Annotated in this window: 26 protein-coding genes; 7 read left to right on the top strand and 19 right to left on the bottom strand. The window is 47.3% G+C overall.

Features of this window, described 5'->3' with window-relative positions; translation table 11 throughout:
• Positions 1–12: 12 nt before the first annotated feature.
• From CI595_RS22580 to CI595_RS22555, 6 genes are all read right to left on the bottom strand, one after another.
• Complete coding sequence (locus CI595_RS22580) at positions 13–1596, bottom strand: ABC transporter substrate-binding protein (protein WP_095175871.1); 1584 nt, start codon at positions 1594–1596, stop codon at positions 13–15.
• Positions 1597–1651: 55 nt separating this feature from the next.
• Positions 1652–2470, bottom strand: a complete 819-nt coding sequence (locus CI595_RS22575) for an ABC transporter permease (RefSeq protein ID WP_095175870.1) — start codon at positions 2468–2470, stop codon at positions 1652–1654.
• Complete coding sequence (locus CI595_RS22570; protein WP_095175869.1) at positions 2467–3459, bottom strand: ABC transporter permease; 993 nt, start codon at positions 3457–3459, stop codon at positions 2467–2469. Before CI595_RS22570 ends, CI595_RS22575 begins: the two co-directional genes overlap by 4 nt.
• A 153-nt stretch (positions 3460–3612) precedes the next feature.
• A complete protein-coding gene (locus CI595_RS22565; protein ID WP_095175868.1) occupies positions 3613–5604 on the bottom strand; it encodes an oxidoreductase in 1992 nt (663 codons plus the stop codon).
• A gap of 93 nt (positions 5605–5697) precedes the next feature.
• A complete protein-coding gene (locus tag CI595_RS22560; RefSeq protein ID WP_095175867.1) occupies positions 5698–6561 on the bottom strand; it encodes a LysR family transcriptional regulator in 864 nt (287 codons plus the stop codon).
• A 75-nt stretch (positions 6562–6636) separates the two neighbouring features.
• Entirely contained in the window at positions 6637–7377 is a 741-nt protein-coding gene (locus CI595_RS22555; RefSeq protein WP_095175866.1) for a DUF3784 domain-containing protein, read from the bottom strand.
• Between the two features lie 265 nt (positions 7378–7642).
• Here CI595_RS22555 and CI595_RS22550 point away from each other — a divergent pair, with 265 nt between their 5' ends.
• Genes CI595_RS22550 through CI595_RS22535 form a run of 4 tightly spaced genes read left to right on the top strand, consistent with a single transcriptional unit; the run spans position 7643 to position 10637 of the window.
• Positions 7643–8770, top strand: coding sequence for a helix-turn-helix domain-containing protein (locus tag CI595_RS22550; RefSeq protein WP_095175865.1), 1128 nt, complete (start codon positions 7643–7645; stop codon positions 8768–8770).
• Complete coding sequence (locus CI595_RS22545; RefSeq protein ID WP_095175864.1) at positions 8767–8967, top strand: PLDc N-terminal domain-containing protein; 201 nt, start codon at positions 8767–8769, stop codon at positions 8965–8967. Before CI595_RS22550 ends, CI595_RS22545 begins: the two co-directional genes overlap by 4 nt.
• Positions 8968–9870, top strand: a complete 903-nt coding sequence (locus tag CI595_RS22540) for an ABC transporter ATP-binding protein (protein WP_095175863.1) — start codon at positions 8968–8970, stop codon at positions 9868–9870.
• The gene (locus tag CI595_RS22535) at positions 9867–10637 is read left to right on the top strand and encodes an ABC transporter permease (protein WP_095175862.1); all 771 of its coding nucleotides are present in this window, start codon (positions 9867–9869) and stop codon (positions 10635–10637) included. Before CI595_RS22540 ends, CI595_RS22535 begins: the two co-directional genes overlap by 4 nt.
• A 127-nt stretch (positions 10638–10764) precedes the next feature.
• Here the strand turns inward: CI595_RS22535 and CI595_RS27420 are convergent, their stop codons facing one another.
• The 11 genes from CI595_RS27420 to CI595_RS22480 form a co-directional block, all read right to left on the bottom strand.
• Positions 10765–10926: a flavodoxin gene (locus CI595_RS27420; protein ID WP_162291954.1), complete on the bottom strand. Its 162-nt coding sequence runs from the start codon at positions 10924–10926 to the stop codon at positions 10765–10767.
• A 34-nt stretch (positions 10927–10960) separates the two neighbouring features.
• The gene (locus CI595_RS22525; RefSeq protein WP_095175860.1) at positions 10961–13237 is read right to left on the bottom strand and encodes a glycoside hydrolase family 2 protein; all 2277 of its coding nucleotides are present in this window, start codon (positions 13235–13237) and stop codon (positions 10961–10963) included.
• A gap of 200 nt (positions 13238–13437) precedes the next feature.
• Complete coding sequence (gene atpC / locus CI595_RS22520) at positions 13438–13851, bottom strand: ATP synthase F1 subunit epsilon (protein ID WP_065542036.1); 414 nt, start codon at positions 13849–13851, stop codon at positions 13438–13440.
• 27 nt (positions 13852–13878) lie between these two features.
• Positions 13879–15267 (bottom strand): F0F1 ATP synthase subunit beta, encoded by a 1389-nt coding sequence (gene atpD, locus CI595_RS22515; RefSeq protein ID WP_095175859.1) that lies wholly within the window; start codon positions 15265–15267, stop codon positions 13879–13881.
• Positions 15268–15311: 44 nt separating this feature from the next.
• On the bottom strand, positions 15312–16211 hold the full coding sequence (gene atpG, locus CI595_RS22510; RefSeq protein WP_095175858.1) for an ATP synthase F1 subunit gamma: 900 nt from the start codon (positions 16209–16211) through the stop codon (positions 15312–15314).
• 4 nt (positions 16212–16215) lie between these two features.
• Positions 16216–17724: a F0F1 ATP synthase subunit alpha gene (atpA, locus tag CI595_RS22505; protein ID WP_095175857.1), complete on the bottom strand. Its 1509-nt coding sequence runs from the start codon at positions 17722–17724 to the stop codon at positions 16216–16218.
• 5 nt (positions 17725–17729) lie between these two features.
• Positions 17730–18233: an ATP synthase F1 subunit delta gene (gene atpH, locus CI595_RS22500; RefSeq protein WP_095175856.1), complete on the bottom strand. Its 504-nt coding sequence runs from the start codon at positions 18231–18233 to the stop codon at positions 17730–17732.
• Positions 18214–18711, bottom strand: coding sequence for a F0F1 ATP synthase subunit B (gene atpF / locus CI595_RS22495; RefSeq protein WP_095175855.1), 498 nt, complete (start codon positions 18709–18711; stop codon positions 18214–18216). Before atpF ends, atpH begins: the two co-directional genes overlap by 20 nt.
• 19 nt (positions 18712–18730) lie before the next feature.
• Positions 18731–18946: an ATP synthase F0 subunit C gene (atpE, locus tag CI595_RS22490; RefSeq protein ID WP_018594308.1), complete on the bottom strand. Its 216-nt coding sequence runs from the start codon at positions 18944–18946 to the stop codon at positions 18731–18733.
• Positions 18947–18986: 40 nt separating this feature from the next.
• A complete protein-coding gene (locus CI595_RS22485; RefSeq protein WP_330397474.1) occupies positions 18987–19655 on the bottom strand; it encodes a F0F1 ATP synthase subunit A in 669 nt (222 codons plus the stop codon).
• Between the two features lie 390 nt (positions 19656–20045).
• Entirely contained in the window at positions 20046–20783 is a 738-nt protein-coding gene (locus tag CI595_RS22480) for an SIR2 family NAD-dependent protein deacylase (protein WP_095175853.1), read from the bottom strand.
• Between the two features lie 162 nt (positions 20784–20945).
• Between CI595_RS22480 and CI595_RS22475 the strand changes: the two genes are divergently transcribed.
• Both CI595_RS22475 and trxA read left to right on the top strand, forming a co-directional pair.
• Positions 20946–21821: an NAD(P)/FAD-dependent oxidoreductase gene (locus CI595_RS22475; protein ID WP_095175852.1), complete on the top strand. Its 876-nt coding sequence runs from the start codon at positions 20946–20948 to the stop codon at positions 21819–21821.
• 94 nt (positions 21822–21915) lie between these two features.
• Positions 21916–22224, top strand: coding sequence for a thioredoxin (gene trxA, locus CI595_RS22470; RefSeq protein ID WP_095175851.1), 309 nt, complete (start codon positions 21916–21918; stop codon positions 22222–22224).
• A gap of 340 nt (positions 22225–22564) precedes the next feature.
• Here the strand turns inward: trxA and CI595_RS22460 are convergent, their stop codons facing one another.
• Positions 22565–23236, bottom strand: coding sequence for a Crp/Fnr family transcriptional regulator (locus CI595_RS22460; RefSeq protein WP_095175849.1), 672 nt, complete (start codon positions 23234–23236; stop codon positions 22565–22567).
• An 86-nt stretch (positions 23237–23322) separates the two neighbouring features.
• On the opposite strand from CI595_RS22460, the gene CI595_RS22455 reads away from it, so the two are divergent.
• Complete coding sequence (locus CI595_RS22455) at positions 23323–24015, top strand: GDSL-type esterase/lipase family protein (protein WP_162291953.1); 693 nt, start codon at positions 23323–23325, stop codon at positions 24013–24015.
• 63 nt (positions 24016–24078) lie between these two features.
• Here the strand turns inward: CI595_RS22455 and CI595_RS22450 are convergent, their stop codons facing one another.
• Complete coding sequence (locus tag CI595_RS22450; protein WP_095175847.1) at positions 24079–25476, bottom strand: MFS transporter; 1398 nt, start codon at positions 25474–25476, stop codon at positions 24079–24081.
• Between the last annotated feature and the right edge of the window lie 3 nt (positions 25477–25479).

Below are 25479 nucleotides of genomic sequence, written 5' to 3'. Positions count from 1 at the left end.
TCTCTCTTTTATTTATTCCGTGATGTCCCAGTCATAAATGTTCCAGAAGATGCCCACGCCGTGATGTCCAAGAACGGTATCCTTTGTCAGTCCGGTAATGTTGTCCTTGGAAACATACATGGCATCAATATATGCGATAAAGGTATAAGGAAGGTCTTTGGACAGTTCCGTCTGAAATTCCTTGTACAGCGGAAGTCTCTCTTCCTGTGTCTCCAGTTCTCTGGCCTGCTGCAGAAGTTCATCCACTTTCGCATTGGAATAACTGCTGTAGTTGGCGCCTTTATCCGTGCCGAACACTTTATAGGTGTGGTCATCCGGGTCAAAGGGGCTTCCCCATCCAATCAGGTATGCATCCTGGTTTGCCCAGTCTGTCTCTGCCACCACTTCCACTTTGCAGTTTACACCAATGTCCTGGAAATTCTGGGCACAGATATTTGACATATCAATACGAACCTGGTCTCCCTGCCCGTTGGAGATGGTAAACGCAAGCTGCTCCCCGTCTTTTTCATAATAGCCGTCACTGCCCATGGTCCAGCCATTCTCTTCCAAAAGCTGTTTTGCCTTTTCCGGGTTGTACTCATATTTTTCAATGTCAGGATTGTTGTACGGTCCCATCTGCAGCGGAGAGTATGCCGTCTCGCCATGACCCAAAAGCACGCTGTCCACAATAGACTGACGGTCAATGGCATAGCTTAAGATATTGGGCAGCTCTCTGTGTTTTCCAAAGAATTCGCTTCCGAAATTATAAAGGATCCCTCTGTAATCTGCCGTTTTCATAATATCCACAACAAATCCGTCCGCATTTTCAAACTGCTCTGCGTCTTTTGGGGTTATCTGTGCCAAATCCAGCTCTCCGGATTTTAACTGAAGGGCTCTTGCCTGGGTATCCTCCACAATTTTGAAGACTACCTTGTCAATCTTAGGCGCTCCCAGATAAAAGTCGTCGAATTTCTCAAGGGTGATACTCTGCCCTTCATCCCAGGAAACCAGTTTGTAGGGACCGCAGCCCACCGGATTCCGGTTGAAATCATCTGTCACAATGTCTTTTCCCTCCAGAAGATGTTTGGGCAGGATACCGATGGTAAGGTAATCCAGCATGGCTACATTAGGTGCTGTCAGGGTGATTTTCACCGTGCTGTCGTCCGGTGTCTCAATGCTGGTGATATCCTCATAATTGGATGCGATCTCAGAGGCATTGTCAGGATTCATGATGGTATCCAGCGTAAACTTCACATCCGCAGATGTAAAGGTCTCGCCGTCATGGAATTTTACATCTTTTCTAAGATAAAAGGTATAGGTCTTGGAAGCTTCATCCCACTCCCAGCTCTCTGCAAGGGCAGGCACTACTTTGTCCTCCGCATCATGAGCGGTCAGTCCTGCAAAGATCAGAGAGTTGATCTCTCCATGTTCATAGAGCGCAGGATTGATGTTTGTATAATCACCGCTTCCGTAAACAAGAGTCTTTCCATCCTGTTCCTTATCTGATGCCTCTGTCTTGGTGTCCCCTTTTTCCTTACCGTCTCCGCTTCCGCAGCCTGCCAGCAGTGCGGCGGTCATAGACGCCGCCAAAAGTAATGTCAGTATTTTTTTCTTCATGTCTGTTCTCCTTTGCTTTTATTGCCAAGCCGCCGGATGACCGGCAGCGGCTGTTTTATAGATTGCTGTGTTCTCTGTTATTTCTAAGGCGGATGTACTCGCCCACATTGGTGATGCATACAAGGGTTGTCACCAGGAAGATTCCCGGAATCAGGATGATCCACCAGGAATTGGACAACAGCGCTTTCTGTGAAAGAGACATCATACTTCCCCAGGAAATGATCTCCATGGGAAGGCCGATCCCCAGAAAACTGAGAGTAGCCTCTGTTCCGATCGCCGCACTTACATTGGTGACGATCATAAACATGGTGGAGGAGATAAAATTGGGAAACAAATGCCTGCGCAGTATGTAAAAAAACTTTCCTCCTGCCAGCCTGGACGCCAGTACGAAATCACTGCTCCGTATCTGCCGTACCTCACTTCTGACCACCTTGGAAATGTTCATCCAGCTTGTCAGTCCAATCACTACAGCTATGCTGGTAGCTGTAGCTTCCCCCAGAAGCGCCTGCAGAAAGATCACAAGCAGTATGGAGGGGATACTTAAAATGATCTCTGTGAAACGCATGAGCAGATCGTCCAGCCAGTCCGGCACAAGACCGCTGATGCAGCCGTACACAATGGCTGTCACAGAGGATATCACAGTTGCCAGGAGTCCGATATAAAGGGAAACTCTTCCGCCCTCCCATATCATGGAATAAATATCCCTCCCCATGGTATCTGTGCCGAAATAATGGGCACTGCCGGGTGGCAGACTGACTTCCGTCAGGTTCATATAGAAGGGATCTCCTGTTGCCAGGACTTTGCCAAACAGGCATCCCAGGATGATAAGACCCAAGATCACTAAGGAGAAAATAGGGAATTTTTTCTTTTTCATGCTGTCTTTTCCCCTCTTTCCTGTTTCATTCTGGGATCGATCCATTCGCTGATGATCTGGCCTGCCACATTGGCTGCAATGACCGCAAAACCTGTTATAAGGCTTAAAACCATCAGCATGTTATAGTCATGGTATTGAGCACTTTCCATACTCAAAGTCCCAAGTCCCGGATAAGAAAAGACACTCTCCGCGATATAGGTCCCCCCGATTATGTGGGGAACGGAAATTGCCATGATGCTGATCAGGGAAGGCAGGATCTTCCTCAGGCAGTGGGTGAACATGATGCGGCATTTCCCCATGCCTTTTACCTTACACAGAAGTACATAATCTTCACGGATCTCCTCCAAAAGTTTATTTCTTACCATATAAGTGTAATACCACAGATGGGATAACACCATAACCGTCACCGGCAGAATCAGATGCACCAGCCTGTCTCCCAGGGAATGTTCCCCTCCCAGGGCATAGGCACCGCTGGTGGGCAGCACAGCCAGGTTCACACCGAAGATGAGGATCAGTACAAGTGCAACAAAAAAGGATGGGATACAGTTCGTCACGGTCCCGATTTTACAGATGCACCTGTCGATCAGGGTATTTTCCCGCATCGCACAGAAGATACCCAAAAGTACAGCAAAAAGGAAGGTGAGTACATAGGATAAGCCTCCCAGTATAAGGGTATTGGCATAAACTTTCTCTATGACTGCCCCCACATCCTGTTTATACTTATAGGAGATCCCGAAGTCCCCGTGCAGGGCATTTTCCACCCAGCGTATGTATTGTACCGTCATAGGTTCATTGAGGCCAAGACGCTCCCTGGCTTTATCCTTCTGGCTCTCACTCATCCGCTCCACACTCTCCCCGTAGTAGGATTTTAAAGGGTCCCCGGGGGAAAGACGGGCAATAAAAAACACTAATATAGACAGCACCAGCATGGACAGCAGGATCTGTGCCAGCTTTTTCAGTAAAAATTCAATCTTCTGTGGTGTATTCAATGCAGTTTCCTCTTATCTGATGAGTTTCGTAACTGTTCCGTTCCGCTGCAGTTACGTGTGTTATTTTTTTGACTAACCATAGTATAACAAAGAAAAAATCCCCCCACAAGCCACGTGGGGGGATATAAATTTGTGTTTTTTGTTATACATAACTTAAATATGGTTTGCCACTTCAAAAGCATCCCAGATTGCATACATAATATTGGAAACCTTCTTTGCATCACCCAGAAGATAGATTTCCGGCACATCAAACTGCAGATCCTGATAGAGCATATTTTCCTCTCTGTAGCCAACAGATAAAATGACACTGTCACAGGAAATCTGCTCCTCCTCATCCTGGATCAGATAAGATAATGTACCGTTCTTAAATCCTGTCACTTTGGCGCCCGTCACCACATCAATGCCGTTGTAGGGGATCAGGCGCTCCAGCATATCTTTGTTGGCATGACAGAGCGGGCCGTTGACTGCCATCAGACTGTCCAGTGCTTCCACGATCGTCACTTGTTTCCCATTCTGCGCCAGCCATAGAGCGGTCTCACAGCCTACCAGGCCGCCGCCCACCACAACTGTGCTGCTGCCGCAGTCCTTCTCTTTTGTGAGCACCTGTGCCGCAGTATAAACATGGGAATCATCACCCAGAGGGAATACTTTTGGGCTGGATCCTGTGGCAACTATCACAGCATCATACTCTGCTTTCAGCACATCCTCTTTTCGGACTTCCGTATGGAGATGCACCGGGACATCCAGTTTTTTCAGTGCAGTTTCATACCATTTTGCCAGCTCCAGGTCATCTTCCTTGAAAGCAGGGGCACCACCAGGGATCAGATTGCCGCCAAGGCTTCCTGTCTTTTCAAACAACTCCGGCATGTGGCCGCGGATTGCAAGCACTCTTGCCGCTTCACATCCGGCTACACCGCCGCCCACTACCAATACTTTTTTGCTTTTCCGAACAGGTTCATAGGCCGTTACCCTCTCCCGGGCAGCCTGGGGATTCACTGCGCAGTTGATCATGGAATATTCCTGTACGCGACCCATACAGCCCTCCTGACAGGAGATACAGGGACGGATCTCCTCCCTTCGTCCTGCCCGGAGTTTGTTCACATAGTCCGGGTCAGCCAGAAGGGGGCGGCCAAGGCTTACGATATCGCAGGTCCCGTCTTCCACTGCCTCGGATGCCATATCCGGGTTATCCATACGTCCTGCACAGAGTACAGGTACATCCACCACTTCTTTCACCATTTTGCAGTAAGGGCGGAACAAGCCCTTTTCCTGGTACATCGGGGGATGGTTCCACCACCAGGCATCATAGGTTCCCACATCTGTATCAAGGGCATCATAGCCATAGCTGACAAGGAGTTTTGCCGCTTCCAGTCCTTCCTGGGTATCACGGCCTTTTTCCTCAAAATCCTCTCCGGGAAGGGCACCCTCTCTCCAGTCTTTTATCATGCTTTTTACGCTGTAGCGCAGGACGACCGGAAAATCTTCTCCGCAGCGGGATTTGATCTCTTCCACCACTTCTCTGGCAAAACGGAGACGGTTCTCCAGGGAACCGCCGTACTCATCGGTTCTCTGATTGAACATGGAGATGGCAAACTGATCCAACAGGTATCCCTCATGGACTGCATGTACCTCAATACCGTCAAATCCGCCGCGTTTGGCATTGTAAGCGCCGTCACCGAAAGATTTTACGATGCTGCGGATCTCCTCTTTTGTCAGGGGACGGCAGGTCTTATCAAGCCACCTGTGCGGAATGGCCGAAGGCGCTACCGGCGGAAATTCCCCCAAGTTGGTTGGAATGGTAACACGTCCGAAACCACCGGACATCATAAGAAAGATCTTACTTCCGTATGCATGGACCCGCTCTGTCATCTCTCTGCCGGTACGGATAAAATGCACAGGATTATAGGTGGAATTCGGACAGTTTGGCATACTCTGTGTCTCCACCTGGCAGTCTGAGAAAGTAACGCCTGTGATGATCAGGCCGGTACCACCTTTTGCACGCTCAGTGTAGTAGTCAATCCCTCTCTGGTTAAACCCGCCCTGGGCATCTGCCAGCCCCAGAGGCCCCATTGGCGCCAGTGCAAAGCGGTTTTTTAAGGTAACGTTTCCTATCTGCACAGGGGTAAATAGATTTTTATATTTCATTGCGTCCTCCTTTGTTTCTCTTTAGGAACAGTATACAAAAGGATAACGCATTTCTGCCAGCAACCTTTCTTTGTCAGGTGGAAACTTTTTGTTTTAGTTTAGAAAGCAGTCAAACTGCTGTATGGTTTCATAATTTTTCGTATCTTCCTTATAGACGCCGAACACATCCCAAGTCAGATCCTCTTCAAATGGGATGGCACGCATATGATCCATGCGGAAATCCTCCAGCATAAACTCCGGTATGACGGCAAGTCCGATCTTCTGGCGGCAAAGCTTATACAGGACCGCACCGTCTGATGTTTTTGCGATGATATTGGGGGAGAATCCTTTTGCACGGCAGATAGCTGTAAAATCATGGAACATGTGGAAATGTTCATTCATGAGTATCATATTTTCTTCTCTCAGCATGTCTGCATTTATCCGCTCTTTTTTATAGAGGGGATGGCCCTCATAGACCAGCAGCAGGACCTCTCTTCCATCCAGCTTGCGCTGTATCATTTCTTCCCCCTCATGCCTCCCCACGATAAAACCATATTCCAGCATGGAATCCTCCAGCAGGGCTTTTACCTCCTCGTTGGAGTATTCGTTCCACTCCACCCGGATATTAGGGTTATCTCTCATGAAGTTTAAGATCAACTGAAAAGGAAGGACATTGAAGACACCACAGGCGTATCCGATGCGGAGGACTATTTTCCTGTTTTCCAGCTGTCTGACGCCGTTCTCCAGTTCCTCCAGCTCCTGTATGATCTTCTTTGTCCTTCCATAAAGAAAGTCCGCGCTCTCTGTGGGGCGCATGCCCTGCTTTGTCCGTTCAAAAAGTATGGTTTCCAGCTCTGCCTCCAGGGTTCTGATGTTTTTTCCCAGTCCCTGCGGGGTGATGTACAGACGTCTGGCGGCTTTACTGATACTCTGCTCCTGATACACAGCCTCGAAACATTTTAAATCTTTTGTGTTCATATTAATGCCTGCCTTTTCTCTCGTGATACTCCTATTGTATAGGCAGATAAAATACTCTGTCAACTGTTGTCTGCATCAGCTTTCCCCCACTTTTTCAAGCAGTTCCTCATATAATTCTTTTGTTGCCGCCTTATCTTTTCCATTCAGCACCACCGTTCCCTGCTCTGTGTCCAAAACCACAAAACTGTCACATGAAGTATAGGAATAGAGCATATAATCCCCAAACTCTGCATTCTTGAAATGACCGGCCTGCAGGGTTGGACCTCCGATACCTCCTTTTCGGCTGCCCCGCTGCAAATCCTCCATGTACGCAACGGATCTGATGGAACGGTAGGCCACTTCATTATCCGACCAATAGGACACTTGGATCTCCAGAGAGTCCTCATGCAGGACCGGAGTGACATGACCTGTGAAGAGCACAAAAGTAACTCCTGCCAGAATGACTGCCGAGAATATAAAGGAAGCCCGCCTGTATATCCGGTCTCTTGATGTTTCTTTCTTTTGCTCCCCTCCGTCAGTTACCTGCGCCCGGCAGATGGTACTGCTCAATACTTGTATGAGGATCACGGTAACTATGGTGACGATAACAAAGACAGACACAGGAAATTTTTCACCCATAACACCCCAGCCAATCAGCATAAGTGTGATAACACCCATGCCTCCCCCCATGACCCGGCACAACCTTTTTTCATTATATTCTTTTTTCTCTTCTTTGCCGGAAGTATTATATCCGGCGATCAAAAAACTCCCTTTCCCCAGCAGCAGAACCACACTCAGCACACCCATTAAAACTGCAATCCCCCAAATGATCAACATATAAATCCCCCTTTTCTAAAAACAGATCCTATTTTCCTGCCAATAACTAACTTTCTGACGGCTTTGTTCTTATCCGTTAAAAATATTATAACAGATTGAAAAAAGATTGAAATCCATTTGCACAGAATACACTTTTTTAAGCCTGAAGGACAGAACGTACCGGACAGTTTCCTTGCAGTTGACTTTGTATCTCAAAGTATCGCCGCAATCTATTGATAATTTTCAGTTACCTGCTTATAATCAACCATATAAGGAGGGTTACAGGATGAATATACTAAATTTTTCCGAAAACATTGTAAATTTACGCCATAAAAAAGGAATTACCCAGGAGGAACTGGCTGATTTCGTCGGTGTCACCAAAGCCTCTGTATCGAAATGGGAAACCAAGCAGAGTTTACCGGACATTATGCTCCTGCCTCAGCTTGCCGCTTATTTTGAAGTGACCGTGGATGACCTTCTGGGATATGAACCGAATCTGAGTAAAGAGCAGATCCAAAAAATATATTTTGACTTTATGACAGAATTTGCGGAACAGCCCTTCGGGGAAGTGATGGAAAAGAGCCGGCGGATGGTTAAAAAATACTACTCCTGTCATTCTTTCCTTTTCCAGATCTGCGTACTTTGGCTGAATCACGTATCCCTTGCCCCTGACCCCCAGAGACAGACGGAAATCCTGGAAGAGGCATCCGCCCTATGTTCCCGCATCATCTCTGACAGCAGAGATATCGGTTTATGTAATGATGCCATTCTCTTAAAAGCCAGTATTGACCTTCTGTGCAATAAGGTCCCGGCAGTGATCGACACGCTGGAGGAACTTCTGAACCCATACCACTATTCTTTTCAGGGGGAATCCATTTTGGTTCAGGCCTATGCCATGTCCGGTCAGAAGGAAAAGGCCAATAAGTACAGCCAGTACGGTATGTACATCCATCTGCTCGCCCTTGTATTCGGCGCTGTACAGTACCTTTCCCTTCATGCGGATGATTTGGATGCCTGCAGGGAAACCATTAACCGTATTGACCGTGTGATGGAAATTTATGACCTGGAGCATCTGCACGAGAACACAGCCGCTCAGTACCATTATCAGGTTGCTGCCATTTACTGCATACATCAGAAACCGGAGGTGGCTATGGAACGTTTAAAAAAGTTTGCAGCCATCACAGACTCCCTTCTGAGCCATGATAGGATCTATTTAGGAGGGGACAGTTATTTCAATTCTATTGATGATTATTTTGAGAACATGGATTTGGGCGGGAACTTAGTCCGTGATAAAAAAGTCATCTTTGGCAGCGTAGTTCAGGCCTTAGAAAATCCTGTATTTGAAATACTGAAAGACAAGGAAGACTTACAGAAAATGAAAAAGATGTTTCAAGCGAAAGGAGAATCCCTATGACATTTTCAGACCTTTTACCGTTTCTCATTCCATTAGTCATTGTACAATTTCTTCTGCTTTTTATCACCCTGCGGCATGTTCTCACCCATAAAAATTATAAGAGGGGCTCACGGGCCTTATGGCTGGTGGTTGTCATTATCGGAATGGAATTTATCGGTCCGGTACTGTATCTTCTCCTGGGAAGGGAGGACAGTTGAATGAATATGCTGACCCTCTCCCATGTATCAAAATCGTTTGGGAGCAAAAAGATCATAGATGACTTAAGTTTCACGGTACCGGAGCACTCCATTTATGGATTTATCGGGCAAAACGGAGCCGGAAAAACCACCACCATGAAAATGATCCTGGGGCTTCTGCCGGTGGACGGCGGAAAGATCACAGTAAACGGGGAAACGGTCCGCTATGGCCAGAACCGAACTAACCGTTTTATAGGCTACCTGCCGGATGTCCCTGAATTTTACGGATATATGACGCCGTCTGAATACCTCAAGCTGTGCGGTGAGATCACAGGAATGCCTGCAGGGAAAATCCGCCGAAAATCCCATGAACTGCTGCAGCTTGTGGGACTGGATAAAGAAAACAAGCGGATTCACGGTTTTTCCCGAGGCATGAAGCAGAGGCTCGGAATCGCCCAGGCACTTTTAAACGAACCCAGGCTGCTGATCTGTGATGAACCTACATCCGCACTGGATCCTCTGGGCAGAAAAGAGATCCTGGATATCCTCCTCGCTGTAAAAAACCACACAACTGTGATCTTTTCCACGCATATCCTCTCAGATGTGGAGCGAATCTGCGATGAGATCGCCCTTCTTCACAACGGCAGGACCGCGCTTAAGGGTTCTTTGGAAGAAATAAAAAGCAAACGGAAGGGAAACGGATTCGATATTGAGTTTTATCATCCGCAGGATGCCGATGCCTTCGCAGCCTCCATGTCCGGCAGCGAGAGGACCGGTGCTGTCCGCCTGTTCTTCCCGGAAAAAAGTGAAAAGGACATGACAAATGCCATGAGGATCCTGGCAGACAATGAAATCTGTGTCCAGAAGTTAGAAATGCGGGAAGCCACACTGGAAAACCTGTTTATGGAGGTGGTGGGAATATGAGGCAGCTTACAGCTTTTACTAAAAAAGAATTTATGGAATCCACACGCACCGGCAGAATGCCGCTTCTTGTGATCCTCTCTGTTTTATTTGGAATTATGAACCCTCTTGTTGCCAAGCTGATGCCCTGGATGATGGAAGCCTTCGCCGGTTCCCTGGAAGAAAGCGGTATGGTCTTGACCGGGATCCGGGTGGATGTCTTTACATCCTGGACGCAGTTTTATAAGAACACCCCCATGCTGCTCCTTATATTTATTGTGATCATAAGCGGTATTCTGACCACAGAATATCAGAAAAGCACTCTGGTAAATATTCTTACAAAAGGAATGCACAGATGGAAACTGATCCTTTCAAAATCCATCTCCGTTTTCCTGCTCTGGACGGTCTGTTACTGGATTTCTTTTGGGATCACATATGCTTACAATATGTATTTCTGGGATAACAGCCAAGCTTCCCATGTGTTTTTCGGGGCATTTTGTCTCTATCTGACCGGCATATGGCTGATCACACTTATCATGCTGATGTCCTCTCTGTGCAGCAGTAATTACATGGTGCTGGCAGGAACGGGCGGTGTTTTTTTCCTTCTTTACCTGCTGGCAATGATACCTGATCTGACAAAGTATATTCCCACAAAGTTAATGTCCTCATACAGTCTGCTGCCTCAGGCTGCTGAGGTGTCTGATTTCACTTATGCGGTGCTGGCCGCTGCTATCCTCTCTGTGGTGAACATACTGCTGTCCGTACTGATATTTAACAAAAAATCTATTTAGTATCACAAAAACAACTTACAAACTGTAAACAAACCATATTTCTTCATGGAGTATAAAATAATACAGGACATCAGACCTTAAATCATCTGATGTCCTGTTTATTTTTGATCTGATCAATCTCTGTTGATCAAACCTGCATTTTTTGTGCAGCCCATTCTGAAAGTTCTTTGCCATTTACACTTGCTGTAAAGCGTCTGCCTTCTGCCACTTTAGCTCCCGGTGTAAGGGCCGCCATATTTCTGCCGGAATCTCCTAAACCGCTGCCGCCGGACGTTGCAAAAGGGATCAAGGTCTTTCCGTTAAGATCATAGGCTTCTACTCTGCTATTTTTTAATCTTATTTAACTGGGCATTGAGGATCAGCATGGCATTTTCCGGTAAATCCCGGCCCATTCCCCCCATCATATCAGCCATATCTTTGAGTGTCTTCTGGCCTACCATTTTAAGCATACTGCCTTTGATCTTCATGCCCGTCATGGCACTGATGGAATTGGACAGTATGTTGGACGCATCTTTGTTCTTCAGAATATCATCCACGGTATCGTTGATAGAATAGTACCCTTCCGGAAATTCCAGAGAGGTCACATTAGCCATCTCCGCAGCAGCCTGGTCAAACCAGTTGGCCGCACCGGCATTATCGTCCTCCTCCTCTTCCTGGGGAAGCGTATAGATCCTCGGTTTTTCTGCCACCTTCTCCAGCGTAAGGCTGTCCATACAAGAATCAGCCTTTGCCGTCACTGCAGTGAACCCTTCTTCCAGGGGCACATGTTCAAATATAAAAATCTTATCCGCCTCTTTCGTCTCAAAAAGCCTGCCACCCACATACAGACTCACTGACGGCCGGTTGGAATATACTTTCACGGTAGTGGTGTTGTCCGCTCTCCTGGCATAACGTTTTCCGCAGACGTAGACAAACGGCTCCGTGCTCCAGTATGCCTTATAGAGATAGAAGGCCTCTTTTTTGATCTTTCTGTCAAGGGTGACAAGGCCTTTGTTGTTGCGGCCTGCCACACCGCCCTCATTTCTGGCAGCGCATCCGAAATCAAACATATTCCACACATGGCTGCTCCAGATATACTCCCGCTCCATAAGGATCTTGGCCATATGCTCGTGGTATTCTGCCTGATAGGCCTCGGAATAGTCACGGCATTTCGGTTCATCCGGCTGATAGGTAATGATTCCCTCCGCACCGTATTCTGAAAGGCCGATACAGCGTTTTGGATACTTGCTGTGGTAATGATCCAGCCATTCCTCATTTTTTGTATATTCCCCGCCGTACCAGCCGAAATAGTGGTTATAGCTCTCAATATCTGTTATATCATGCAGAGGGCTGTCCTCCGGTGTGACGCTTACATGGGCTATAGTGGTCAATCGGGTATCATCCAATTCTTTTACAAGGGCATTTAAGTCCCTGTGGTTCTCCGCCATTCCCGGTTTTTCACCGCAAATTGTAATTTCGTTGGAGATTCCCCAGAAACAGATGGAGGGGTGATTATAACTCTGGCAGATCAAATCTTGCATCTGGCTTCTGCAGTTTTCATGGGCTGTAGGGTCATCGCTCTGGGTGCTGATGTACGGGATTTCTGCCCACACGATAAAGCCATACTCATCACAGGCATCATAAAAATCCTGGCTGTGCTGATAATGCGCAAGGCGCACAGTATTGGCACCTACTTCCCGGATCAGCTCTGCATCCCGGTAATGATCTTCCCTGGTAAGCGCATTTCCTCTGTAAAGGATATCCTGGTGTCTGGATACACCGCGCAGCTTCATGGGCCTGCCGTTTAGGAAAAATCCTTTCTCCGGGTCAACGGAAAACTCACGGATGCCAAAACGCTGTGTCACTTCATCCACCACTTCATTTCTCCTCACCAGGGAAGCTGTGCAAGTGTACAGATATGGGTCATCTACCCCCTGCCACAGATGAGCCTCCGGGAGAAACTGCTGTACATTGGGCGCATCTGCCGGACGCCATGCTTCCGCCTCTGTCACTCCAAGTGCATTCTTTATTTCATAACGGACGGTATAATCTTCATCCGCATTTTTGACCCAGGCTTCCAGACTAAGCATAGCTCCCTGCCCTGTCACTTTAGGGGTGATCTTCAGTCCCGGTGCACCAAAAAAATCCAGATCAAAATGAGCCTCTGACACTACGATCAGATTCACTCCCCTGTACAGACCGCCGTAAAAGGTAAAGTCAGCCATCTGGGGATATATATTGCTCTTCTGGCTGTTATCCACCTCTATTGCCATGAGATTTTCCCCGTTCTCTTTCAGCAGATCCGTAATATCCGCACGGAAGGAGGAGAAACCGCCCTCATGGTATACCGCTTCTGTCCCATTGACATAGACCCGGCCCGACAGGGCAGCTGCAAGGATCTCCACATAGACGCGGCTGCCCTCCATGCGTTTTGGCGCCCTAAAACGTTTCGCGTACCAGCATGTTCCTCTGTGATAATCCCCTCTTCCGTCCTGCCCGTCCACCCCATTCCAGGTGTGGGGCAGGTCCACAACTTCCCAATCCTCAGGCAGTGTTTCCGGCATGCCTGTGTTCTCTTTCTGAAAATACCAGTTATGATCAAAATTTATGACTTGTCTCATTAAGAATCCTCCGTTTTTCCCAAATATGGTAGTTATTGAACTTGTACTAATCATATATTTTGGCCAAAAAATTGGCAAGGGATAATTCTTTGAAGATTTCATACAATTTTACTTTTCTGTTACAAAACGGCAGTTTTTATCACTTTCCCTGTGACAAAAAAAGAGACGAGGAATCTCTCCTCATCTCCTGATAAAACGTCTTATACGTCATGCTTCTTTGCTGCTTTCATACGGGCCATGGCTCTTGCCAGGGATGCCTTGGATACATAGTATTCCTGCAGGCTCTGCTGCTGCCTGAGCTGTTCTTCGGCGCGGTCCAGGGCATCCTGCGCACGCTTCAGGTCAATATTCTCAGGATATTCACAGCTGTCAACCAAAACAGTCACACGGTTATTGATGATCTGCGCAAACCCGTTTCCCACTATGGCTGTCTTCCACTCTTCACTGTCAGCGGGTTTGAAACGCATCTCACCGGGTACAATGGCAACCATCATATCCGCATGGTGGGACAGAATGGAAATCTGTCCGTCCTTTGCAGGAAGCATGATACTGGTTCCTCTGCCGTGATAAAAATCTTTATCACTGGAAACGATATTCAGTCCGAATGTATTCATATACATGCACTCCTTTTCATCCCGGCATTACTGCTCGGCTTTTGCCTTCTCCACCACCTCGTCAATACTGCCCACATTAAAGAATGCATTTTCCGGATATTCGTCCATCTCCCCGTCCACGATCATCTTGAAACCGCGGATGGTCTCTTTCAGAGGTACATATTTTCCGGCAATACCGGTAAATACCTCAGCCACATGGAACGGCTGGGACAGGAATTTCTGGATCTTTCTGGCACGGGCAACCACTTTCTTGTCGTCCTCAGAAAGCTCTTCCATACCTAGGATTGCAATGATATCCTGCAGCTCTTTGTACTTCTGCAGATACTCCTGCACCCTTCTGGCCACTTCGTAGTGTTCTTCTCCAACCACATCAGCTTCCAGAATACGGGAAGTGGATTCCAGCGGATCGACAGCCGGGTAGATACCCTGCTCCACAATCTTCCTGGACAGGACCGTGGTGGCGTCCAGATGGGCAAATGTGGTAGCCGGAGCAGGGTCCGTCAGGTCATCGGCAGGCACATAGACGGCCTGCACACTTGTAACAGAACCGTTCTTAGTGGAAGCGATCCGCTCCTGAAGCTCACCCATCTCCGTAGCCAGCGTAGGCTGGTAGCCAACGGCTGAGGGCATACGTCCGAGAAGTGCTGACACCTCGGAACCGGCCTGGGTAAAGCGGAAGATATTATCAATGAACAGCAGCACGTTCTGGTGCTCCTGGTCACGGAAATATTCAGCCATGGTAAGCCCGGTCTCAGCCACACGCATACGGGCGCCCGGCGGCTCATTCATCTGTCCGAATACCAGAGCTGTTTTCTCCAGAACACCGGATTCCTTCATCTCTGTCCAAAGGTCATTTCCCTCACGGGAACGTTCCCCAACACCGGTGAAAATGGAATATCCGCCGTGCTCTGTGGCAATATTGCTGATCAGCTCCTGGATCAGAACGGTTTTTCCTACACCGGCACCGCCGAACAGACCAATCTTACCACCTTTTGCATAAGGTGCCAAAAGGTCGATCACCTTGATACCCGTCTCCAGGATCTCCACTACCGGGCTTTGCTCCTCGAAGCTCGGGGGATCTCTGTGGATGACCCAGTGCTCCGCATTCTCAAGCTGTTCTCCGTTGTCAATGGTTTCGCCCAACACGTTGAACAGACGTCCCAGCGTCTCTTTTCCTACCGGCACGGAAATACCTGCTCCTGTAGCTTCAACCTCCATATCCTTACTAAGGCCGTCGCTGGAAGCCAGCATGATACAGCGCACCGTATTATTTCCAATGTGCTGTGCCACTTCCATTACAAGCTTCTTTCCATTATTCTCTACGGTAAGGGCATCTTTGATATACGGAAGGTTCTGGTCTTCAAATTCTACGTCTACAACAGGTCCCATAACCTGTACGATTTTTCCTTTTTCCATAACGATTGCATCTCACAGTCGTGAGGAAACCTCCTTCCTGCTTGCTAGTTTTTATTCTTCTGTGCCTTGGCACCGCTGATGACCTCAGTGATCTCCTGGGTGATCGCAGCCTGACGCACACGGTTATACTTAATTGATAAATCTTTCAGCATGTCTTTCGCACTGCTGGTAGCTGCATCCATGGCCATCATTCTGGAATTATGCTCACTGGCATAGGATTCCACCAGACAGCCGTAAATGATACCGTGCAGGTAATTGGGAACAATGCTGTTCAGGACTTCTTCCGCGGAGGGAACCATCTCGATCTCCTCCTGATGAATATCCACCATCACCTGTGCCGGTGTATGGAAACTTGCCTTTTTAAGGGGAAGGAGCTGCTGCATCTCTGCCACCATATTGGCGGCATTCGCCATTCTGGTGTAGATGATATACACCTCATCCAATTCCCCTGTCACATAGCTGGCGATCATTTTTTCCGAGATCACCCTGGCCCTGTGCATGGTCGGCTTCTGGACTGTGAACCTGAAATTTGTATCCACATCCACGTTCTTTTTATAGAAATACTGCCTTCCCACTTCACCCAGCACAAAGAGCTGGGGATGGGCGTCTTTTTCCATACATTCCTCTGCTATCTTAAACACATTGTGGTTGTAAGCACCGGCAAGGCCCTTGTCAGCGGAAACTACAATATATCCGGTTCTGCGCTCCTCTTTCGGCACAGAAGCCCGCTCGTCAAAGTAGCGGTTCCCTTCTGTATCGGGAGGCATATGGCGGAGAACACGGCCGATCGCAGACTGCAGGGCGTAAAAATACGGCTCCGTATCTGCCAGCACTTTCCTGGCTCTCTTTAACTTGGAGGAGGAAATCATGTACATGGCGTTGGTGATCTTCATTGTGTCCTGGATACTGTTTATACGGCTTTGTATCTCTTTTGCACTTGCCATCTCATCACCTGCTCTTATTCTTAAATTCCTCTGCCGCTTTTAAAATCTTCTCACCCAGTTCGTCAGAGAGGACCTTTTTCTCCTCTATCTCCTGGCCGATCTCAGGGTGGTTCTTCTCAAAATAAGCCAGCATATCCGCCTGGAATGCTTTTACATTCCTGATGTCCACATCGGAAAACACCTTATGTGTGGCAGTCCAGAGGGTAATAACCTGCTCATGGTTGGACAGCGGATGGCACAGCGGCTGTTTTAAAAGCTCCATCAGCGTCTTTCCATAGGAAAGCTGCTCTTTTGTAGCATCATCCAGATCAGATGCAAACTGTGTAAATACTTCCATTTCCCTGTACTGCGCCAGGTCAATACGCATACTTCCCGATGCCTTTTTCATGGCCTTTGTCTGTGCCGCACCGCCTACACGGGATACGGAAAGACCTACATTGACAGCCGGACGGTTGCCGGCAAAGAACAAGTCACTTTCCAGGAAGATCTGTCCGTCTGTGATGGAAATCACATTGGTGGGAATATAGGCGGAAACATCACCTGCCTGAGTCTCGATAATGGGCAGCGCTGTGATAGAACCGCCGCCTGCCTCCGGACTCAAACGGCTGGAACGCTCCAGCAGTCTGGAATGCAGATAGAACACGTCACCCGGATAAGCCTCACGTCCCGGAGAACGTTCCAGGAGCAGAGAAAGGGCACGGTAAGCCACCGCATGTTTCGACAGGTCATCATAGACGATCAGTACATCCTTGCCCTGGTACATAAAATACTCTGCCAGAGCAGTTCCTGAATAAGGAACAATATACTGAAGGGGCGCACAGTCACTGGCTGTTGCCGCAAAGACCGTGGTGTAATCCATAGCGCCGTATTTTTCCAGGGTTCCGGTGAGTTTTGCAACTGTGGAGGCCTTCTGGCCGATCGCCACATAGATACACATAACATCCTTGCCCTTCTGGTTTAAGATAGCGTCAATAGCAATGGATGTCTTACCTGTCTGACGGTCACCGATGATCAGCTCACGCTGTCCGCGGCCAATGGGGAACATGGAGTCAATGGCCAGAATACCGGTTTCCATGGGAACGGAAACCGATTTACGGTCAATGATGCCGGGGGCTTCCTGTTCGATGGGTCGATAGTCCTTAGCATCAATCTCCCCTTTTCCGTCAAGGGGTGCGCCCAGGGCATCCACGATTCTTCCGATATAGCCTTCGCCAACCGGAATACCTGCCCTTTTCTTCGTACGGACAACTTTTGTCCCCTCTTTGATCCCCATGTCCTTGCCGAATATGATGACACCGATCTCATTTCTCTTGATATCCTGCACCATACCCTTGACACCGTTCTCAAATGTCACGATCTCTCCGTACATCGCATGGTCAATTCCATAAACAGTCGCAATACCGTCACCGACCCAGATCACGTTTCCCACTTCACGGACACCCGTTGTCATATCGAAATTTTCTATTTCTTCTTTCAGAATGGAGATAATCTCCTCTGAATTGATTGAACTCAAAGCGTTCACCTCCAGGTCAATTTTTGTTGTAGTGCATTGATCTTGCCTTTCAGGCTGTAATCAATCTCCTGGTCACCTACGCGGAGGGTAAATCCGCCTACCAGGTCTTTTTCTTCCTGTAACTGAAATGCTACATCCTTTACATGGTATTGCCTGCAGAGAAATCTCCTGATTCCTTCAAGCTGCTCCTCTGTAGGAAGTACCACATAAGACAGAGTTGCATTTATAATATTATTTTGCTCGTTGTTATACTCCTGATATGCCTTAAAAATCTCCTGTGCCTCGCCCGCTTTGTGGTATCTGCACAGTATTTTCATAAAATTATGTATCTCTTTCGGAAAAATCCGGTCTACAACCCTCTGCTTCGCCGCCAGGGATACAACAGGGCTTGAAAGCACTTCTGACACCTGTGGAACTTTCTCTAAAAGTTCTCTTGCGCCGGCTGCAGATTCCGGTGAAATATTCAGCTCATACAGCACTTTCCCGTAATTATTCAGACTCTCTGTCATCTGCATCACCTGCTTCTGCTAAAAATGTGTCGTAGAGCATTCTGCTTCCCGCTTCGCTTCCGCCTGCAAGCATTTTCTTCGCTGCTTCCACTGCAAGACCTGCGATCTCGGTTTTTGCTCCTGCCAGGGCATTTTCCTTTTCCTGTTCTGCCGTTTTTCTGGCATTTTCCAGGATTCTGGCAGCCTGCTCATTGGCTTCCCGAACGGTACGCTCTGTCAGGGTCCTCGCATCCGCTTTTGCTTCCTCGATGATCTGTGCGGACTCGGATTTTGCGCCGCTTATTGCCATTTCATACTGGCCCTTCAGCTCATTCGCCTTTCCTTCTGTAGTTCTGGCATTTTCAAGCTGCTGTGCGATGAGTGTCTTTCTTTTTTCCATGATTCCCAGTATCGGTCCGATCAGGAATTTTTTCAGTAAGAGATAAAGAACTATCAGGTTAATTATGGTCCAGATAAGGCCCCAGCCTAAACTCAGCACCTGTCTTCACCTGCCTTCCTTATTTTACGAATAAGAGTAATAAAGCGATAACGAAACCGTAAATAGCAGTTGCCTCTGCAAGTGCACATCCAAGTAACAGTGCTTTACTGATCTTACCTTCTGCCTCCGGCTGCCTTGCGATCGCTTCTGTTGCCTTTGATGTTGCAAGACCGATACCTAAACCTGCTCCTAAACCTGTTAAAACTGCCATACCTGCACCAATTGCTGTTAACATATCTCTGTTCTCCTTTTCCAAATATATTTTGAATGATGACTTACTCTTCTATCTGTTCCTTGATAAAGAGCGAAGTTAAAAAAACAAATACGTAGGCCTGGATCAGACCATCGAAAATGTCAAAATAAAAGCTGAATGGAATGGGTAAAACGACCGGTAAGATCATTTTGATCAGTTCCATTACAACAAATGATCCGATCACATTGCCGAACAACCGCATACAAAGCGATACCGGGCGGATAAATATCTCCATAATGTTGATCGGTGTAACAATGGCCATGGGTTCTGCAAAACTGTGCATGAACCGCTTGAACCCTTTCTGCTTCCATCCTGAATATTCAATCAGGAAGATGCTTATGATCGCCAGCCCTGCTGTCACGTTTAAGTCCTTTGTGGGCGGTTTAAAGCCCAAAAGACCAATTAAGTTAGCCACGCCAATGTAGATGGCAGCGGTAATCAAGTAAGGAATATACTGTTTTCCTCTCTCGCCCAGAATATCTGCGAAAAAGTCATTCAGAAATCCAATAGCTGATTCCAGAGCCAACTGTTTCTTACCGGGATTTTCCACCTTCAGATTTCTGACAAGAACGATCGACAATATTGTCAATGCTGCCATAATGATCCAGGTCACCACCACGGACTCCGTGACTGGTATCCCGCCAAAAATTGGGATGGTAAATACGGTCTCGCAGTTCAGCTCTTCCGTAATCCTATCCGCTATAGTTCCCGTAGGACATCCTCCCTTTCTATTTTATGATTTTTTAACTTCTCCTTTCTTATTTATTTATGATTCCAGAAAACATTACAGCTAATTTTTTCATTTGTCAATCTTTCTTTATATTTTTTTAGATGTGGCTTTCTTGTGATTTTCAACACAATTTTTCAGACATTTTTTCAATTTCTTTTATGGTTTTCTCTCCGTTTTTGGAAGGTTTTCGTGTACCAATCGGTATACAGAAAAATACAACTGCTTTTTTTCATAAATACAAGTCGTTTTTATGATTAATTTTTGTGAAATATGTGAGTGTTTCCACAGAACCCACACATAAAAAATGCCCCATTCACGAAAAATGGGGCATTTTTTTGTTAGGTTTACACATTAATAACCTAGTTTAGTAAAAACATTCCTCGGTTCATCCCAGATTACAAGGTCTGCCCTGCTGTCTGAGTGGTGATGCTCTTTATGAATGATCACCAGATTCGTCCCCTCAAAGTATTTGATATACTTGGAAAAGACTTCCGAATCCAGAGTCGTCCCCAGAAGGATCAGGGTATCCGCATTCTCAATCTCCCAGGTTGCCCTTGTCATGAGCTGGCTGTCCATCATCTCTCCAAAGAGAGCCACCTGAGGGCGTATCACCCGGCTGCAGTCCTGACAGAGGGGCACCTTCTTTGCCGTCTTTATATACTCCAGCGGATATTTCCTTCCACAGTGGGGGCAGATATTCCTGTGAATATTTCCGTGCAGGTCTATCACATTTTTGCACCCCGCCTTCTGCGGATATCCATATATATTACCCGTAATGATGCACTTGAGTTTTCCGATCTTTTCCATCCTGGCTGCCACCCGGAAGGTATCACTGGTATCCACATCCCCCTGAAGCACCTCGCTGCGGTAAAACTTAAAAAACTCAGCAGGCCTGTTATTATAATAGACACTGGTAAAAATATCCTCCGGGGACACTCCATACCTATTCTCAATCTCATATGCCTTTTCCGGCGTCTTCATTCCCATGTATCCGCACTCTGCCATCATTCCGGAACCACTTAAAATAACGGTATAGGAGCTGTCATCAATGATCTTTCTCAGCCTTTCAATCTTTTTTTCCTCATCCATAAATCTTTCCTCCTCCCGGCGTTTCTTATGTTTATATTTTACCATTTTTCTCTGTTTTTATAAAGCTTTTTTCTTTATGTAACCAGGTCACCAACAAATTCTGTGTCTTTTGGTAAAATTTGTGATAAGATAATAGCAGATAGAAAGGAAGTGCCTGAATATATGGAAAAACTTATTATCGCCGGTGCAGGACCTGCCGGAATCTCTGCCGCGTTATATGCGGTCCGCTCCGGTATCACACCGCTTATCATACACAAGGGGATTGGAGCCCTGGAAAAAGCCGTTAAGATAGAAAATTATTACGGACTGCCTGAACCCGTCTCCGGACAGGAGCTGTACGAAAACGGCTTGAAGCAAATGAGATCCCTGGGGGTTCCGGTTGTGGAGGATGAAATGCTGTCCGTGGAATACGACGGTGATTACACGATCCATACCATCTCCTCCACCTACCAGACAAAAGCTTTGATCTTGGCAACCGGTACCAAACGAAACACCCTTGCCCTGAAGGAAGCCCGCAGATATGAAGGCAGCGGCATCAGCTATTGTGCCATCTGCGACGGTTTTTTTTACCGCCAGAAGGATGTGGCAGTGATCGGCAATGGGGAATATGCCCTCCATGAGGCAAAAGTTCTGGAGCCTATGGCAGCCAACGTCACGATCCTTACCAACGGCATGGAACCCACTTTTGAAAAGGATGCCCTGGGTACCATCCGGGTTGAGACAAGAAAAATCATTTCCGCCGGAGGAGACCCCACTTTAAAATGGCTGGAGCTGGAAGATCATGAAAAATTCCCGCTGGACGGACTCTTTGTAGCCCTCGGAACCGCTGGGAGTACAGATATTGCCAGAAAACTGGGATTAATGATAGAAAACAATCATATCATGGTAGAGACTGACACCAGCACAGCGCTGCCCGGACTTTTTGCAGCCGGGGACTGCACAGGGGGTCTGCTCCAGGTATCCAAGGCTGTTTATGAAGGTGCCCTTGCAGGAACAAGAGCTGTGAACTACTTAAAAAAGATACCCGGCGCAGTGTGACATGGTCACAGAAAAACGGGCCTGTGTCTGATAGAATAGGCACATAAAGATGAGAAACCAATAATTTATGATAAAAAATAAGGAGAGTATAATTATGGCAATGGTATTTGATGAGAAAAACTTTAAAAGCGAAGTGCTGGAATCTGATGTTCCCGTAATGGTGGATTTCTGGGCAACCTGGTGTATGCCCTGCCGTATGCTGGGACCGGTCATTGAGGAGATTGCGGGAGAGTCTAAGGGCGCGTATAAAGTAGGCAAAGTAAATGTGGATGAGAACCCGGGGCTGGCTTCCTCCTACGGAGTTATGAATATTCCTACCGTTCTGGTATTCAAGAATGGAAAGGTTGCGGAGAAATCTGTGGGCGTTGTTCCGAAAGGACAGCTTGTGAATCTGCTGAAATAAAAGCAGTGCCGCCAGATATTTTAATCAGGAGTAACTGTTCAGTAACCTCACAGTTACAGGCAAAAATCCATGCAAAATCGCCTTTGGGGATGGGATTTTTGCTTGGCCGCGGTACACTTTCTTACGGTCAGCGCAGTGAATGCGCAGACCTACTGAATAGTTACAATCAGGAACAGCCGGGAATTATAAAAGGGTGTGGCTTTTTTGCCGTATAACCGGAGTACAGGCAGCTGATCCGGTATAGGGCAGATGCCACACCCTTTTATATCTGTCAGTAAATGAGCAGCGTCACTTTGCAGCCAGTGTGGTATTGTATCCAAGAAGCGTTTTTTGACAGGCATTACGGGAGCAATTCATACAGGCTGCTCTTATTTTCTATCTTGATCCCCCCGCGGAACAGAGAGATATCGCCTTTTTTTACCATTTGCTTCAGGGTTCTGCTGACCGCCTCCCTGGCACTGCCGATGGCTTTTGCGATCTCTTCGTGGGTCATGTGGACGCTGTCATTCTTCCTCTGGGCAGATTCATCAATAAGAAACGCTGCGATCCTCTGGGTCAGGCTCATGAACATGATCTGCTGAAGGGCCTCCACAACACTGGAAAAACGCTCTGTAGCGATTTTGTAGGCATAGTTCTCCACATAGATATTGTCCGCCGCAAGGACAGAAAATACGGGAGCCGGTATCAACAGGACTTCGCAGTCTGTCTCCGCCTCGATCTCCACATCAAAAGTGATGGCAGAGAGGGCACAGGAGGCTGTCAGCACACAGGTATCCCCTTCCCGAATCCGGTATATGGTCACTTCTTTGCCCTCATCCGACAAAAGGTAAGCGCGGATAACCCCCTTTAAGATAAACACGGTGCCCAGACATTCCCTGGTGGGGGAATAGATCAGGCTTCCTGCAGGATAGTGCACTTCCCTGGAATCCCGGCACACGTTCTCCTGCTGCTCTTTCGTCAAATGCTCCCAGAAGGGGGTCTGTTCCAGAACTTCTTTTATTCTATCTTCCATTTTTATATCCTTCCCTTGCAATTCCATTTTTTTGCCCTTACAATAAGATATGCGTGTGAAATATGAAAAAAGGAGAAAATTCCTTTATGAGACAAAAGAAACTGTCTTTTTACCTGTTTCGTTTTACTGTTCTTTTGGCATTGATACTCTCTGTCCTCTGGCTGGATCATTCCTCCCGGCTGCGGATTGCATGTGTGGGGGACAGTATCACCTATGGTGCTACGATCAAAGACAAAAGCCATGACAGTTATCCGGCCCGGCTTGGAAAAATGCTGGGACAGAATTATACCGTCAAAAATTTCGGTGCCAGCGGATACACACTTCAGGAGAGCTGTGACAGACCCTATACAAGCCATAAACGCTATCAGAAAAGCCTGGACTTTAAACCTGACGTTGTGCTGATCATGCTGGGGACCAATGATACAAAGCCTTATAACTGGATCAGCGCTGAAGCTTTCAAGGATGATTATATGCAGCTCATCTATTCCTATCAGGAACTGCCCTCCCGGCCAAAGGTCATCCTCCTGTCACCTGCAGCCGTATTTCCGGAGAATTTCAGTCCCGCAAAGCCCTATAAGATCCAGGCCCATGTGGCCTGCGAAGCGGCAAAAGCAGTCCGTGAGCTCGGGGCGGAGCTGGGACTGCCTTTTATTGATATTCATGAGGTGACAGCCGAACACCCGGAATTCTTCCTTCAGGACGGGATCCATCCCAATGAATTAGGTGCCGAGACCATTGCCCGGACCGTTTATGAGAAACTGAAGGAATTGGGGTATTAGGCTCTTCCCCTTTTTTCTTCAATATACCATATACGGGGAAGTTATTCCAGTACGGAAATCATTTTATCTGTTCTGTCTGCATTTTATCTGTTCTTCGCGGATTTTTGGCATCTCTTTATCCAGGCGGTAAAAAAGCATGAGCACAAAACAAAGAGCCACACAGATGACCGGAATCCAGTTATAGCAAAAACTGATGGCACTCTGAGCACCCGCTGACTGCACAGCTTTGGCTGCGTCAAACCCGCCGGCTGCAAGGATCCATCCCATAACCGCCTGTCCAAGACCGAGTCCCAGTTTCTGGGCTGTGCTGACGCCTGCATTGCCCATTCCCACAGCAACAACACCTGTTTTCCACTGACCATATTCAATGGTATCCGACACCATCCCAAAAGCCATACCTCCTGCCGCCCCCAGGCCCACACCTTTCACTGAGTTAAAGAATATGAGCAGCGGAAGGTTGGTACCGCACAGGCCTGTGCCTGCAAAGCCTGCGATCATGGCAATAAGCCCAACCTGATATGTTCTGTGTTTTCCAAACTTCTTCATGAACGCCGGTGTAAGGAACATAATGGCAAACTGTGCAATGGATAACGCATTGTTGATGGGTGTATAGTACCCTATATCTCCAAGCACATACTGAGCATAGTAGGCGGCAGCCACTGCATACATGACAATAACGAAGAAGATCAAAAACATACAGACGGTCATCAAAACCCAATATTTGTTTTTAAACAGAGATTTTACAGCTGTCATTACAGATACCGATCTATCCCCTTCTGCCTGTTTTTCCATATTTTTCACACGTTCTTTTGTCCCAAAAAAGCATAAGATACTTGCAGCGATCACGATCAGCCCCACTATGACAAAGGCCTTTGTCCATGCTCCCTGTTTGTACATGTCCCCTCGCCCAAATCTGTTCAGCCAGGTAAGGAAGAAGGTGTTCATGGTGATGTTGGCCAATGTCTGAAAAATCATATTCATATTTCCCAGAAGGCCGCGGTCGAAATCATTCTGTGTCATAAGGTAATTCATGGACGTATAGGGCACATACATGGCGGTATAAAATACTGCATTTACCAGATTATACATAATAAAAATGTAGACATATTTTATCAATCCGGTCATAGATGCCGGAATACAGAACAGCAAAAGCGTGGAAACAGCCAGCGGGATACACATACGCACCAGCCAGATCCTGGCCTTGCCGTGCCTGGATCTTGTGCGGTCTACAATCCCTCCCATGATCAGGTCACTGACACCGTCAAAAACCTTTGACAGGGCTATGATAGTACCTGCCACGCCTGCATCCACAAAGGATACATTCGTCAGATAGATCATAAAGAAGGCTGACATGATGCCGTTTACCCATGCCATACCGTAATTGCCTATGCCGTATCCAATGCGTTCACTCCAGCTTAATTTTGCCTTTGGGTCATTATGTTTTGATGCATAACTAAACATTTC

Origin of the sequence: Blautia hominis, assembly GCA_002270465.1 — a bacterium.
GTDB lineage: Bacteria > Bacillota > Clostridia > Lachnospirales > Lachnospiraceae > Blautia > Blautia hominis.
Note: the sequence above shows the minus strand (reverse complement) of the source record. Positions and strands in the feature narration are given on the sequence as shown.